Below are 14,619 nucleotides of genomic sequence, written 5' to 3'. Positions count from 1 at the left end.
GCCGCCCGCAACACTGAAGAACGCCGGCGCACTCCATCCGTCAGCGGTTCGGCATGTTGCCACGCCTCGTCCATGTGCCCCACCAAATATGAAGCCGCCTTTGACCATGCTTGGTACCACTGCCACGCACCTTGCATGTTCTAGGACTTCTTCAGGAATGCCACTGTCGGGCGCCGCCATGATCTCGTGCAGGACCGCGCCAGCCTTAGTCAGCCTTTCGATCGAGGATTCGCGAGCCGATTGTCCCCAGCCCAGGCTGGTCACACCGAGTAATACAACGAACAATATGAGTTTCTTCATCATTCCACCTTCTTCTTCCACCCTTGCGCAGCAGGCACTTGTCTCAGGCGCACCCCTGATGCGAGGTACTACTCACAATAGTCGGACAGTGCAAAGTAGTCTGAGCAAAAATGCTCAGTTACATTCCATTCAGCCATAATCGACTCCGTCGACGAGACAATCAGGACATCCTCAAGGGGGGAGGCGCACACGCGGGAGGGCTCCGATGAACCGGTAAACGTTTGACGCAGAGAAAAACCACGAGAGCCAGCCAAGGAAAAAACACATTAAAGTGTGCTGTTTTGTACAGCCATGGCTCCCAACGTGATGCACATTACTGGCACGCCGTGCTCTGGACATTTTCTGGAAAGGAGGAATGGATACGTATGTTGTCTACTTACTCTGAACCAGAGAGAAATCAAATCACAGTCCTATGTATCGACGAGGAACAGCCGGCACTCAGGGATCGAACGGCACTGCTCGAGTCGGCAGGGTATCGCGTTTTCCCGGCAATGAACGCAAATGCAGCCATGCAGTTGTTCGTGAGTCACGAAATCGATCTAGTTCTTTCCAGCGATCACCTCCGCGGAGTTTCGGGTGCGGAACTCTTGATATTCATGAAGCAGGTCAAGCCTGTACATGTTGTCCTACTCTCGAATAGTTGCCAGATCCCGGCAGATCTCCTGAGGCAGGTAGATGCTTGTATAGAACAGGATGGCCCAACAAACGACCTGCTTCGCTGTTTGCAGCAGGTACTACCGAAACAATCGACTGTGAAAACAGTACCGCCTTATTGTTGAAGGAGGCGTAACAGAGCTTGTTGGCAAGTTCAGCTCAATGTTCACTCGTTCAGAGTGACGCGCTTCTGGAGTGTGAGACTGTCTGCCTGCAAAATCGGGAGTAATCAGACAAGATTCTCACACCGTCCATTGTCCCTGTATGTGTCTGCTATCAGAAATAAAAGAGAGATATAGGGTTCTTAAGGGGAGCGCCCATGGCCATCAAACAGCGTACTGCAGCGAAAGAGAACAGACGCACTGGCTCCAATAAGAGCACGAACTCGCGCCGCCCAGCACCTCGTGGTTCGTCTTCAAGGTCTGAAACGACACCCGGCCCGAAGGAAGCATGCATGATTGTCACAGGGGTCGAGTCCTGCGTTCGATCCCCTTTCAATTTTCGCGCCTGAACGCAAGAGATTTGCGGATCCGGCCTCGCTCGGGCCACTCGCAACTCGCGCAGACTCAGTGACACGCAGGGTCGTCTTTGAACTCTCCGCTCCCCAACATCGACCCCAGGAAGCGTCCACAGGTGGTGATCTTCTGGGATAGAGGCTCGTCTCGCAGCACGTTGGGAGAGAGAGAATATTTCGCCGTGTCCATCGATTTCTTCGCATCGACCAGGTTGCTGCTCCACAGTTTGACGGCCTCGAACTCATTATTGAGCAACTGAAGAGCATCGTGGTCAGAGTCTGTAGATGCAGCTGCGGTCGCCAAATTGAGGCTGCTTGCAGCCTGATCCCGGTACCCGGCCGCCCAGTTCTCGGTAACGCCATATCCATTTTGTACGGCGTAGGCCAGTGTACTTGCCCACTCCCTCATCCGTGCGATCGTTTCGATCCCTGCCGTCCTGAAATTCCGCGAAAGACCGGCATGGGCCTCTCGCTCTGGCGCCGGAGACTCCTCGGACGCGCTCGCAATGGAAGGTAGTGTCAGAGTGATCTGCTTCCCGCGAAAACCCACTGAGCCATTTGCTACCCGTGCCAGGTTTTCCAGGTCTATGTATGTCCTCCCGTTGATTTGGACGACCGTTGCTTTTCCGGTCTGTCCATTCACCACGAGGGTCCTGCTCTCCTGTTGAACCTGCGCTGCCGCTACGCCGCAAAGTAGGATCATCAGTAAGTTGAGCAATCTGTAGCATCGCTTGCGTGGCATAGTGTATTCTCCCGCTTTTCGCATCGAATCCCGCAATCACGTGAGGTTCAGCCCTTTGTGTACCGCCAGTAAGCGCGAGTACTGATCACGCAGATAGTGACATATCTGGTCGACTGCACGTATTGAGCAACGTCGAGAATGAGGAGGTCTCATCACCTGCCGCTTGCGGTACTCACTTTCGCTGTTGCGTGCACCACGAATCTCCTCGGGGCCGGACCTACAAAGTAGAAGGGATAGCAGGTCACCAAAGTAAGGTCTGATCTCGTGGAATGGTTAAGTACCGCCGTGTTATCTGCTGCAACTACCTTCATCGAATCGACTTCATAAACCAACGATCCATCCAGCGTCGTCAGAGTAATCTCATCGCCCAAGCGAAGATTTCGCAACTCTCTGAAAAAAGTGTCGCGGTGTCCCGCAATGGCGATGTTTCCCGGCTGACCAGGCAGGGAGGTTCCCGCGATATGGCCGACCGCCCGTTGCAATGTCCTTCGATCGGTGCCTTCCATGACTATGACAGATACGCCAATTCTGCGGATCTCAATCCGTCCGAGCACGGAGCCATCAGTGAACGTCGCACGACCGACTTCCTCGGGCGACGAATCAATTGTCAGTGGGACACCTGGCTGCTCTTTAATGGGTGCCCGACGCGACGCATTCACCGCCCGGTCAAACCGCCAATGTTCGTACAACTGGAACAGCGTGCTATCCAGCAGCGAATATCCGACATATCCAAGCAAGGCGACACCCAACGCGAGGAATGCTAGCTGCGCCCAATGTAGGACCGGACGCCTCCGGCGATGAGGGTACACGGACATCCTGGTTCCTCGCTTACGGTTTGACTTCGGTTGCGGGTTTCAGCGGTGCTACGTAACCAGCACGCGTAGTCACTGCCAAGCCTCGGCCTTCATCCGATGCGGCCCGCAATTGAATAGTGCGATACGTTCCGTCCGCCTTTTGGTTGGTGGGAATGTATGAAATGGTGTATTGGTTCCGAATTTCATGCGCAATCAATTCACAAATCGGTTGCACATCGTGCAAGGACTTCGGGAAGTATGCTTCACCACCGCTCGCCTTTGTGAGTGCACTCAGTACCTGTGGGTCACGATTCTCAGGATCGTCTGGTTCGTAGATTCCCAGCGCATAGATGATCGCGTTGGATTGGGTTGCCATCGCCAACATCTGCTTTTTTGTGAGCCGGCTGGCGTTATCGGCGCCGTCGCTGACTACGATCAACACTTTCTTGTCACGATTCCCCTTCTTCAAATGTTCCAGCGCAACAGCTACTGCGTCGTACAAGGCGGTCCTTCCGTCAGCGATAACGGTACCCATCGCAGCCTTCAATTGATCTGGCTGGTCGGTGAAAAGTATGTTGGAAGGAAGGCCGAATGAAACGCGCTCGTTAAAGTTCACCAGGAACATCTGGTCCTGCGGGTTGCTGGAAGCGGCAAACGCCAGGGCTGCGGCAATCACCTCGGCTCGCTTCGGACGCATGCTGCCGCTGTTGTCGATGACTATGCCAACCGTTACCGGGATATCCTCATGACTGAAATGCTTAATCGACTGCGGAACGCGGTCTTCAAAAAGCTGAAAATTACGTTTACAAAGTCCGGCTACGGGCGTTCCTTTGCGATTTCGAACGGTCGCGTGCAAGACAACTTCTTCGACATTCACATTAATCGTATAGCGGACATCCGGAAGTGTGCCGTCGGTCTGCTGTGTGCATGCAACTGCTGGCATTAACAAGACGGTGACTATAGCGAGCAGGCGTGCGGCGAGCGGAAAAGCAGCGGACCAAATTCGCCCGGCGCGTAGATCAGGGCAACGGAGTTCCCGTCCGAAGATAGTAACGCCTGCCGTCATGCCCAGAACCGCTTCGAGCGCACGGCTGATGGATAAGGAAACGCTGTGTTTCATAAAAACGAACTGTTAACGCGTAATGTGTGAAAGGCTGGCTGTACGCGCCGGACTGACGTCTCCGACGTGTACAGCCTCAACAAAGCAATCTCCGAGGTTTTCGCCCCAGTAATCGCATTGACATCAAGCCACATACTTCCTTATCAAACCGGCTATGCCCAACGAGAGCAACCCAAGACCTCCAAGCAATGGCAGATAGCTTGCCGTCTGCGGAAGAGACTTCGATTCATCTACCTTGGCGACTTCCACTCGTTCGGCTACTTTTGCCGGTTCGGCTGTTTCCACCGGCGGAGCCTGAACCACCTCGGCCACAGCAATCGTTTCTCCGCTTGGAGTTATAGCTTCGACTGGCGCGGTTTTGAGATCCTCTACGGAGGCAATCTCGACCGGTGTGTAGAGCACAGGTTCGTCAGCTATCTTCGCCAACTCGAGTGCCTTCGATTTCGGATAAACAAACTCCTCACCCCATTGACGGCCAGGATAGAACCACGCGCGCAATGCCTGGGGTTCACCCTGAGCTCGCTCTTTGAACGTCATGACTGTCTTATCAGTTGCGCGTAGACGGTAGTTTGGAATCGCCAGGATAGTCGTAAAAATATGGGTTTCATCCTGGTTGAAGATCTGGACGATATGGCGGTCTGAAGGTGAGTCGAAGATCTTAAAGACGTACGTACCCGCAGGCAGCGTCTGAGCACCGACACCGGGAACCTCAACGGGTTCGGTGAATGTCACGACGGTCTTGCGGTTCCAATCGTCGGCCGACGCGGCCGGCAATACGAACAAGCAGATTGCGATAACACAAACGGCGATCGAGCACTTTGTGAAGATATTCATTTTCTCCTTCTTTCTACAGAAGCCCGTCCCCGGTTACGCGGTTGGAAGTCACGCGGAGTCCTGTTACGTCCGATCTGCGTGGACATAACTGCCGACCGTACCCGCAAGTGCGCGGAGCATCCAGGAACTTGCACGTACTAATCTCGGTTATGAGCCGAAGGAATGCTGGTCAATATTGATCGAGCTGCGCATTTTGCTTGCTTTGCTTGTCCTTTCGCCAGAGATCGACTTCGGTGATCAAAAGTGAACAGACGTGAGTTTCTGGATGTGAGATTCTCACTCACTAGCTTCTTGAGCCGAACATCGGTATGCCGAGAGTTCTGATGAGTCCAGGGAATGAGTTCAGGGATTCAGCTGCAACGAAAAAGGGAGTACTTCCGGAAGCCGGAGAACGAGAGAAGGAATATGGCTCCAGTGATATGCCCGAGATGCGGCAGTGATTATATCCATCGGACCGCGCGTAGTTGGCTGGAACGGCTTATCGCACGAAGAGTCTTCAGATGCTCCAACTGCCGGAAACGGATAAAAGAATTCCGAGGGCGTTTTAGCCGAAGTGATGTGCATCAATCGCAATAGAGAGGGAACCAGGAGTTCGCAGAACGGTTAAAAGTGAGCCGGAGACAAGGTGTTTTGTCAGGGCGGCCTAGGTGAGCAACTTCTGAACAGACACAAAAATGCCGCGCGAATATCCACAGCCGGGGCGGGAGCCCTTAACGTGATTCTTAAGAATAACGGAAAAAAGACCGGCGCTACGTCTCTTCCTATTTGACTTGAGTGTTTTGAGAATCCACTTCGCGTGTCCGGATACTTATATCTCGCCAAAGGCGAAAAGGACATTAAGTCTTGGGAATCTAATGTTCATTTTTGACCAGACGAACGAGGCATTTAAGCGAAACAATCTGCTTGGAGCCAACAGAGGGGCATCGTATGTCGAAGACCTGGGAGCATTACCACCATGCAGCCCGTCACCATGAGCGGGCAGTGTTTCATTACAAAGAGGCGGCAAAGTACGACGAAGCCGAAGAGCGCGAGAAGGCAGCGCACCGCGCGTATCTGGCTCATGGTCACAATCAACACGCACTTGCCCACGATGCCGCTATGGCGAAACTGCATGCCGAGAAATGCGATAGCGCGACGAGCACCGTTACTGAGAACGAAACCGAGAAGAAGAGCGCTGCATAAATAGGAATTGTTCCTGAATTCACCAGGAAGAAAGCAGCAAAGGAGATCTTCCCAATGACTGAATATGTTGGAGCACTTGAAAAGCAGGCCCTCGAGAATTCGTATTTCAGGCAGGTGCTATTCACGGCCGAGCACACCCAGCTTGTCGTAATGTGCCTGCAACCGGGGGAAGACATTGGCGATGAGGTGCATCCGGATGTCGATCAATTTTTTCGAATCGAGCGGGGAGAGGGTAAATTTGTTTTTAAGGAAAAGGTGGAGCGTCCGGTTCGTGACGGAGACGCGGTCGTGGTCCCTGCGGGGACTTACCACAACGTGATTAACACGTCGAAGACGACGATGTTGAAGCTGTATACGCTCTACTCTCCGCCCAACCACCCCGATGGTACGGTGCATAAGACAAAGGCCGAAGCGGAAGCAGCAGAGCTAGTTGCACATCCGAAATGACTTGAAGACAGAGACGATTGGATGAGCTCAGCTCAGGCAAACGTACTGGCTGTGATCGGCAATCAACAGATAGTTCAGGAAATGACAGACAACTTGTCATCGTGGCAACGCAAGTTCTTGCCTTTGGTCAAAACAGTACAGAAGTCCATCTTCTCTGGATTCACACTGGGGTCGAGGCAACAACCATGAAGAGAGTTGGATTTGTCAGGACAGCAGTTCTAATCGTGCTTCTTGTACTAACTACCTTTTGTTACGCCATGCAGGAGCAGCAAGGCGATAAGCACGGTAAACCAGACAAGCAGTCTGAGCCCGATAAACAGAAGGGCAAGCAACACCAAAAAGGCCAGAACAAGAAGCAGGAAGCTCAGCAGCAGCAAAGACAGAATCAGGACACCCAGCGGGCTCAGAAGCAAGATCGACAGAATCAGGATAAGCAGAGACAACAGAGCGCTCAGCAGCAACAAAGACAGGATCAGGATAGGCAGCGGGTGAATAGACCTGCACAGCTACGCCCCACCTCGCTCCAACAACGGGAATACCAGCAGCAACAACAAGGCGCGTGGCACCAGTATCGGGCACGTACTTGGGAATCCGAACACCGCAATTGGCAGCAGAGAGGCGGATACAACGGTTACCGAATCGATGACAGCTATTTCCGCACATACTACGGTCGGAACCACTGGTTCCGCGTTTACCACCTTCCCTTCATGGTGGCTGACGGATATCCACGCTTTCAGTACAACGGCTATTGGTTCAGTTTTGTTGATCCGTATCCGGAATACTGGGGAGACAATTGGTACGAAACCGACGATGTCTATGTCGATTACGTCGATGATGGGTATTACCTCTACAATCGCCGGTATCCTGACCGCCCGGGAATCACAATTAATATTTCGTTCTGATTCATTTATGGGTAGCACACGTAGAGGGCGCTTCGGGGCGCCCTCCCTCAACCAACCGGTCCTTTCATATGGCGCAGTTCCTGGGGACCGGTGTAGTTCGTGCGCACGAGACCGAACGATGCCGCGTTCCCGGCCTGCGAATCCTGTTGCACCCAGGTCTCGAGCCATCGCCGGATAAGGACGCCATGCGAATCATTCCAGCGAAGCCAAGCGAGAAAATGCGACTGAGCGTTCGGTCCGAAGTCAACTATCTTGACGCAACAGGTACCCGCGTAACACGGATTCCTCGAGGCACGGTTCTTACCCAAAGCAAAACGATTCAATTTGCGGGAGAAAATGGTCGGCCTTAGAGGACGATTTTAGAAATCTACTCTTCAGCGAAAATTCTCGAACTGGTTTTTCAGAGAGTTACGCGGGAATTTGAAGAATGGTCGGCCTTAGAGGACGATTTTAGAACTTTCTTCCTTTGTGGCCCTTCGGAAGCCCTTCAGAGGGTTTCAATTTGAGTTTGACTACAATAAGCGGAATTTTAAAGATACCTATCGTCAATCAGTAGAAAGGTCCGCCAAGCCGTTTCGTTGGAAGTGGCCTGCAGAACTGTTCCAAATCAACGTAGCTTCGTTACTTCTCCGGTGTCCAACGAGTAATACGCTTCAATGATGGTCAGCTTCCCTTCCTCAAGAGCTTTTCTTAACATTTCGCTCTTCGCAAGTATTTCTTGGGCAACTGTGTGTACATGATCGCGAATAGCAAGATCAAGAGTTCCGGTTCTTTGGGGATTCATCTTGGCGCACGATGGACTAATAGGTCTCAAAACGGCATCCAGATTCACCGACTCTGATTTTCTGCCGGAACAGGCTGCTGTCACGGCCCCGCAGCTTTGATGTCCCATGACCACGATCACGCTCGAACCGAGGTGCTCGACCGCATATTCGAGACTGCCGATAGATAGAGCGTCGTCATTCTCACCCGCGGATCGCACCACGAACAGCTCGCCCAATCCGGTGTCGAAGACCAGTTCCGGAGGTACACGGCTGTCCGAGCAACTCAATACCGCGACTCTCGGATGCTGGGTTTTGGTCAGTGCGTTTCGCTGAGCGAGAAAGTCTTTTGGCGCAGTCCTGCCAGCGACGAAACGGCGATTGCCGGCAGCCAGATCATTCCAAATCTGATCGGCTGAAACCGTCGACGAATGCTGAGCCAGAGCGGAAATGGCGCATAGGAAGCAAACTAAGAGATGGGCAAAGGCACGTGGGGCGCAGAACATTTAATCCTCCTCACAACCTCGTTCGTTCCTGCCAATATTTTCTTTCAGCCACGCCATGGAGGCAGCACGACACCCCACGGCATCTATTGGACTTTCCAGCAATCATTTGCGTTCAGCTCGCGAGTCGCTGAATCGACAAGTGCTAAAGTCTTGTGCTCCTCTCCGAATTAACTTCGTATGATTCGGCTGTTATAGTCTACTTACACGGGTAACAGCGCATTGGAAACTATTACTAATGCAAGCTTGGGGTCGTACTGAATCAGAGATATGGAGGTGGAGAACATCTCCAATCGTTCTAATTCAAGACAACGATGAGCACGAAGGAATATGCAGCCGCGGCAAAGACAAAAGGCCAGAATCGCCCCCCACGCCCCTCTGGTAATTCGACCACGAGGGTATTCATGATGACTCCGCCGCAGACAAACCCCGTGATTCTCGCCAGCCATTGTTCTGGTATTGAAGCGAATATTCCCACGGCCCAGCCGATCATCACGGCCAGGGCCAGGATCCATCTTCCACGGTTCTTGTACAGCTCAGCCTGCTCTCGGGCCAGCGAGTGGTCCACTAGTAGCAGATGAAACGCCATGGCGAAGGAATAGAGGAGTAGTGACCAGACACTACTCCATTCGCCGCGAACGACGAGGTACGCGATAAGGCTGCTGTATCCGGCGAAGCACGCAATCCGAACTGTCGAGAATGCGCGGTTAGGCTCGCTTTCGGCTGAACCGGATGCCGTCACCATGTACTCCAACCCGTAGAAGAGTACAAAACCAAACATGGCAGCAAGGTAAATGGCCTGTTCCGGGAAAAGGGCTTCGCCTCGATGTTGACCGATGGCGAAGCTGGCCTGTCGTTCCGAGATTTCAGGAAGGAGATCAATGAAGATGGTAGAGACAGATACTCCGGCCGCAATTGAGACCCAGCGACGGTGGTGCGCCGTCACGCGCAATCTTTGGCCGAAAATGTAAACACTGGCAAGCACAAGTGCCGTCGCCAGGGTGTATGGATATGGCAAGTTATTTCACCTGTCGTCAGACTGCAGTGTGCTTTTCAGACTCACGCTTCGCCTTGCGATCGTAATACCATCGGCGCGCGATCCGATCGCTCAAACCCCGAGCTATGACGTATGGGAGTGCAATGAAAATCGAACCGACCAAGAGCGCCGGAAGCAAGTAAAGTGCCCGAAAAACGAGCCATTGGAAGATCAGGTCCATAACAAACCCGACGGTCAGTGCCGCGGCGATGTGTCTGAGAGCCGTTTTCACCTCATACAGCTTGTGTTTACTCGTGAAAAGAACCCGGTCGAAGTACGGTGGCAGTCCCTGTTTGGCATCCGCGATTCCATCACGGACGCCGAGGGCAATGGCCACAAGAGGCTGCACTAGAAGACGAGCTTTCCCTGGTCCTGTTAGTCGTTCAGCCAGGCCTCCAGTGAAACTGCGAGGGAAGTAATCCATCGGGCTTTGTCCAGGGAAGTAATCCATCGGGATTTGTCCTTAGTGCCGTTGCACCTTGATAAAGGGAACTCGCTGGACCGCGTGAATTGACTGTTAACCTCCAAAAACTGGACTGCGGATCCGAGGCCCCAAAGTTATGCTCGCTGGCCACCCTCAGACCTGTCCCCCGTACCACATCGGCTATTCCGGAAGCCTGTCTTTGGGGTTCTCGACGAGTTTTACTGCCGGTGGTGTCCAGCGTCCGTAAAGTGCAGGCGCTTTCGGCGCATAGAGTCGCAGCGTTATGCTGAGTATCCCGCTATCGGGGGAAGGCAACCAGTTAGATTCTTTGTCAGGTCCAGGGTTCTCGTGCTGGATATACAGATCCAACGAACCATCTGGGTTGAATGAGAGCTTGTCACGGTCGCCGAGTGCAAAACGGTTGAGCGCGTTTGCCACCTGATTCCCGTTTGCATCGTACATGGTCAGAGACCAGAAAGCTTCGACCGGAGGTAGTTGTGCTTTGTCAAAATGGAGGACATACCGGTTCTCTCCCTTGAGTGGCCTCCCATCTTCATCGCCAAAGTTTATTGGATAGACTGCGTCCTCCGGCTGGTTAGCGCCCAAACCGACCATGGCGATAATGGCGCGCTTGAAATAATAGTTTCCATAGACACCCATGGTGTCGGTGTTCATCTGCCAACCATTAACGACGGGGGCGAGTGTCGGCAGTTTCGCGTACATGGCTTTGAGCCCAGCTACGGAGGCTCGCGTCAGAGCATCTTGAACAGCCGGGTTCAGGCTGTCCCAATCGAAGCTTTTCCCCGGTTCCATGCCAATGCGTCTGAGACGCGCAACCATCGACCAGTCGGATACGTGTGGCGGATGGAGTTTCATGAGTTCTGCGGCATAGCGGAAATAATCTTTCGCAGGCATCTTGTTCACCTGCTCCAGCGGCGGGGTCTTCATGTCCACGGTTGGATCGGACTTGAACACCGCTTTTACCGGTGTCTTGCCCCACTGGGAAATTGGAGCGATGCGAAAGCCGTCCTGAATCTTGTGGACCGCGTCGTAGTCCGAAGATCCGTTGGTCTGGGTTCGTTCAATGATCCACACGTACGGCGTGGGTGACTGGATAATCGTGACCCCGTCCGGCAGGTTGCCTTTCCAGCCCATAGGGACAACGGCAAAACTGGCGGCAGTGGTGCCGCTGGTGCGCTTGCCTGGAACGGCGAAGACGTCGCTCCACATATCCAAAATCGGGAGCAGATAATACCGCCCACCGGTATCGGGCACAGAGACGATCATCGGCTCCTTGGTTAAGTCCAGCCAGGCGACAGAGTACAAAGTGTCGAAGTTAGGGCGCACCACTTCCTTAAAGTCGGCAGCTGGGAATGTGCGCATGTGAGTAAAAGTGTTCATTGGGCCGCGCCCAGCCATCTTGCCGGATTCAATGTTCGTCATCTGCCGACGGGTTACATCCATCGTTACCAACGGGTAGAAGTAGACATAGGCCTCCATCCCGATCTGGTATGCCTCGTCTTGGCTTTGCGCGTTGGCAAATACAGGACAAATCATCGAGATGAGCAAAGCCAGGACCAAGCTAAGAGCGGCCCGGGGCGGAGTTGTTCTCATCGGTCTCTCCATTTGACGACCTCGCTTTTGCCCAATTTTGGCCTGATGGCTACGGCTTGTAATTCATCATGCCCGGCCCGGTCTTGTCATACATATTGAAGAACTCGTCGGGCATGATCGTGGCCACGCCGCCTTCGGGCTTCTCGACCAAGTCCTTCTCCAGTTTCTTGACGCGAAGCTTCCAGCCCGGCGGGAGCTTCTTGAACTGGCTTTGTCCTGCGGCAACGAATTGCTCGTAGGTGTATTTCGGTTTGAGGCCGACCTGGAATCCCTTCATGATCCAAGTGTTGCCCTCTGGATCGTCCAGCAGCAAAGCCGTGGTGCCCTTGTACCAACCAATGCCGCTACTATCTCGTGCGATGGTCATGGGTTTGTAGGGCGTGGATTCTGATACACCACCGGTGTTGTCGCCCATATCCAATTGGGCGACCCATGGAAACTTGCGGCCGTTGAACTCCCTGAAGACGCCATTCTGGATTTCAACCCAATCGGGCATCCAGAACTTCGGGCCGTTGAACGACGCACCAAGGACGCCAAATTCGTTCTTTATCTTGTCAAAATCGAGACCTTCGACCCACGCCTGCGGCGCGGTGTCCTTGGAGGCCGTAACGGCACCTGGGAAAAGGCTCGTGTTGTAGCACGCAGCGACCAGCTTTCCGGTTTTAGCCTCGCGACCGGTAAGGAAGATCTCGGCGAAACGTGCCATGTGCAAACCATCGATATGTACGGATTTTGCTCCGTCGCCGTCGCGAAGCACAGCAGGTTCCGCAGGAGTAGTTTGCTGAGCGGAGATTGTCGTCATGGGGTGGCTCCTGAGCAGCGACTTGTTGCTCCGCTAAAGGTAAAGACCACCACTCTCCGCACACAACTGGCACTTTTGCAAGCGCATGTGTTCAACGCGAAAAGGGGGAGTCTAATCTGGTATGCCTCGTGTTGGCTTTGTGCGTTCGCAAAGACGTGACTAATGGTCGAGACGAGGAAAGCCATGTCTCCATGAGACGACCTCGCTTTAGGGATTTCTGTCGACAGTTGTCTCCAGAAACCCCTAAAACGCTATGAATCAAAAGCTGGGCGCCGCAACTCTGAATAGAAGAAGCGAGACTGCGGCTTCGCAGGTGCCTGCCCAATCGAACGAATGGCTACGGCTTGTAATTCATCATGCCGGGCCCGGTCTTGTCATAGGTGTTGAAGAACTCGTCGGGCATGAGTATGGCCACGCCGCCTTCCGGCCTCTCGATCAAATCCTGCTCCAACGTCTTGACCCGGAACTTCCAGCCGGGCGGCAGTTTCTTGAACTGGCTTTGTCCTGCGGCAACGAATTCCTCGTAGGTGTATTTTGGTTTAACACCGATCATGAACCCCTTCATGATCCAGGTGTTTCCTTCCGCATCGTCCAGCAGCAAAGCCCTGGTGCCCTTGTTCCAGCCGATGTTGCTGCCCTCGCGTGTAATTGGTATGGGTTTGTAAAGCGGGGATTCTGATACAGCACCGGTGTTGTCGCCCATATCCAATTGGGCGACCCACGGAAACTTGCGACCGTTGAACTCCCTGAAAACGCCATTCTGGATTTCAATCCAATCGGCCATCCAGAGTTTAGGGCCGTTGATTGACGCCGCAATGGCGCCGAATTCGTTCTTTATCTTGTCAAAATCGAGACCTTCGACCCACGCCTGCGGCGCGGTGTCCTTGGAGGCCGTAACGGCACATGGGAAAAGGCTCGTGTTGTAGCAGGCACCGACCAGCTTTCCGGTTTTAGCCTCGCGACCGGTAAGGAAGATCTCGGCGAAACGTGCCATGTGCAAACCATCGATATGTACGAGTTTTGCTCCGTCGCCGTCGCGAAGCACAGCGGGTTCCGCAGAAGTAGTTTTTTGCGCGAAGGATGTCGTCATGTAAATCTCCAGAGCAGCGATTTGCTGTACAGCAGAAGATAAAGATCACCCCTCTCCGCCCACAACTAGTGCTTTTACGAGCGCATACGGTTCACCCTGAAGGGGGCGCCTAATATCTAGAACACAGACAACGAGGCGAACGAAGATTTCTCCGAACGAGAAGTGTCTTGCCAGACCCGCAGCGTTGTTCCTGCTGGTGCTGGGTGAAGCCAGCACCATTCAGTTCATAGGGAAGTCTCACCTTTATTTAACAGAGTAGCCCTTCGAATCTATGCAGGACGAGAAGGCTCGGCGGAAAGTGTCCATTCGCTGTTGTTGTTGAGCTTGTCCCTGCTGTTGCGCCTGTTGTTCAGCCTGTTTGTTGGCCTTCTTCTGTTGGCGACGTCCGCGAACTGCTCCAGCCGTTGCTCCGACGGCGGCCCCTGTTCCTGCGTCATCTGCTATCGCTCCGATGGCGGCGCCTCCGGCAGCTCCCCTCGCCGCACCCTTCACCGCACCGCCCTTTTGCTGAGGAGCTTGCGGCGGGGGCGGGGGAGGGGCAGCCGGATCGATTCCGGTCTGTTGCTGAGCGGTCGAATAACAGGCGCCCTCGTCCTTCATCTGTTGTTCCGGAGTCTGGTTCTTCTTCGGATTCACGAATAGTCCAATTTTTGCCGACGGAGAGCTCGAGGCAGTATTTGAAGTTTGAGTGGGCGTGGCTGATTTTGTTTGAGCTGCTGCAAAACACGCGCTGATGATCGCGGTGCACAAACCACATAGTAATATCCGGTTTTTCACGGGATGGATCCTTTCTCGGCAGTTGGGCTTACCTAATCTCCTTGCCGATATGAACTCATTCTTTGCCTTGAACTCATGTACCTGATTGGAACGTGCAAACGCACTCGATGACGTGAGCGTGAT

General features: G+C 53.6%; 15 protein-coding genes. 3 read left to right on the top strand and 12 right to left on the bottom strand.

The genetic code is table 11. From position 1 onward, the window contains the following. The 5 genes from ROO76_15510 to ROO76_15490 all read right to left on the bottom strand — a co-directional run. Positions 1-303: lipid-binding SYLF domain-containing protein (locus ROO76_15510; protein ID MDT8069571.1), on the bottom strand; the 303-nt coding region annotated here is incomplete at its 3' end. A 1,217-nt stretch (positions 304-1,520) separates the two neighbouring features. After that, the gene (locus ROO76_15505; protein MDT8069570.1) at positions 1,521-2,210 is read right to left on the bottom strand and encodes a hypothetical protein; all 690 of its coding nucleotides are present in this window, start codon (positions 2,208-2,210) and stop codon (positions 1,521-1,523) included. A 152-nt stretch (positions 2,211-2,362) separates the two neighbouring features. Beyond that, a complete protein-coding gene (locus tag ROO76_15500; GenBank protein MDT8069569.1) occupies positions 2,363-3,025 on the bottom strand; it encodes a class D sortase in 663 nt (220 codons plus the stop codon). A 13-nt stretch (positions 3,026-3,038) separates the two neighbouring features. Then, the gene (locus tag ROO76_15495) at positions 3,039-4,124 is read right to left on the bottom strand and encodes a VWA domain-containing protein (protein MDT8069568.1); all 1,086 of its coding nucleotides are present in this window, start codon (positions 4,122-4,124) and stop codon (positions 3,039-3,041) included. 123 nt (positions 4,125-4,247) lie between these two features. Further along, complete coding sequence (locus tag ROO76_15490; GenBank protein ID MDT8069567.1) at positions 4,248-4,958, bottom strand: hypothetical protein; 711 nt, start codon at positions 4,956-4,958, stop codon at positions 4,248-4,250. A 927-nt stretch (positions 4,959-5,885) separates the two neighbouring features. On the opposite strand from ROO76_15490, the gene ROO76_15485 reads away from it, so the two are divergent. The 3 genes from ROO76_15485 (at position 5,886) to ROO76_15475 (ending at position 7,489) form a co-directional block, all read left to right on the top strand. Next, positions 5,886-6,140, top strand: coding sequence for a hypothetical protein (locus ROO76_15485; GenBank protein ID MDT8069566.1), 255 nt, complete (start codon positions 5,886-5,888; stop codon positions 6,138-6,140). Positions 6,141-6,194: 54 nt separating this feature from the next. Next, on the top strand, positions 6,195-6,587 hold the full coding sequence (locus ROO76_15480) for a cupin domain-containing protein (protein ID MDT8069565.1): 393 nt from the start codon (positions 6,195-6,197) through the stop codon (positions 6,585-6,587). Positions 6,588-6,772: 185 nt separating this feature from the next. After that, positions 6,773-7,489, top strand: coding sequence for a hypothetical protein (locus tag ROO76_15475; GenBank protein ID MDT8069564.1), 717 nt, complete (start codon positions 6,773-6,775; stop codon positions 7,487-7,489). Between the two features lie 607 nt (positions 7,490-8,096). Here ROO76_15475 and ROO76_15470 read toward each other — a convergent pair. From ROO76_15470 to ROO76_15440, 7 genes are all read right to left on the bottom strand, one after another. Next, positions 8,097-8,756 carry a carbonic anhydrase gene (locus ROO76_15470; GenBank protein MDT8069563.1) on the bottom strand — a complete coding sequence of 220 codons (660 nt, stop codon included), beginning with the start codon at positions 8,754-8,756 and terminating at the stop codon, positions 8,097-8,099. A gap of 295 nt (positions 8,757-9,051) precedes the next feature. Next, positions 9,052-9,771, bottom strand: a complete 720-nt coding sequence (locus tag ROO76_15465) for a hypothetical protein (GenBank protein MDT8069562.1) — start codon at positions 9,769-9,771, stop codon at positions 9,052-9,054. A 16-nt stretch (positions 9,772-9,787) separates the two neighbouring features. Further along, positions 9,788-10,126, bottom strand: coding sequence for a hypothetical protein (locus tag ROO76_15460; GenBank protein MDT8069561.1), 339 nt, complete (start codon positions 10,124-10,126; stop codon positions 9,788-9,790). A gap of 267 nt (positions 10,127-10,393) precedes the next feature. Then, positions 10,394-11,770 carry a DUF1254 domain-containing protein gene (locus tag ROO76_15455; GenBank protein ID MDT8069560.1) on the bottom strand — a complete coding sequence of 459 codons (1,377 nt, stop codon included), beginning with the start codon at positions 11,768-11,770 and terminating at the stop codon, positions 10,394-10,396. A 106-nt stretch (positions 11,771-11,876) separates the two neighbouring features. Further along, complete coding sequence (locus ROO76_15450; protein ID MDT8069559.1) at positions 11,877-12,629, bottom strand: hypothetical protein; 753 nt, start codon at positions 12,627-12,629, stop codon at positions 11,877-11,879. A gap of 337 nt (positions 12,630-12,966) precedes the next feature. Next, positions 12,967-13,719 (bottom strand): hypothetical protein, encoded by a 753-nt coding sequence (locus ROO76_15445; GenBank protein ID MDT8069558.1) that lies wholly within the window; start codon positions 13,717-13,719, stop codon positions 12,967-12,969. A 243-nt stretch (positions 13,720-13,962) separates the two neighbouring features. After that, the gene (locus ROO76_15440) at positions 13,963-14,355 is read right to left on the bottom strand and encodes a glycine zipper family protein (protein MDT8069557.1); all 393 of its coding nucleotides are present in this window, start codon (positions 14,353-14,355) and stop codon (positions 13,963-13,965) included. Between the last annotated feature and the right edge of the window lie 264 nt (positions 14,356-14,619).

It is taken from the genome of Terriglobia bacterium (genome assembly GCA_032252755.1).
Classification (GTDB): domain Bacteria; phylum Acidobacteriota; class Terriglobia; order Terriglobales; family Acidobacteriaceae; genus JAVUPY01.
Note: the sequence above shows the minus strand (reverse complement) of the source record. Positions and strands in the feature narration are given on the sequence as shown.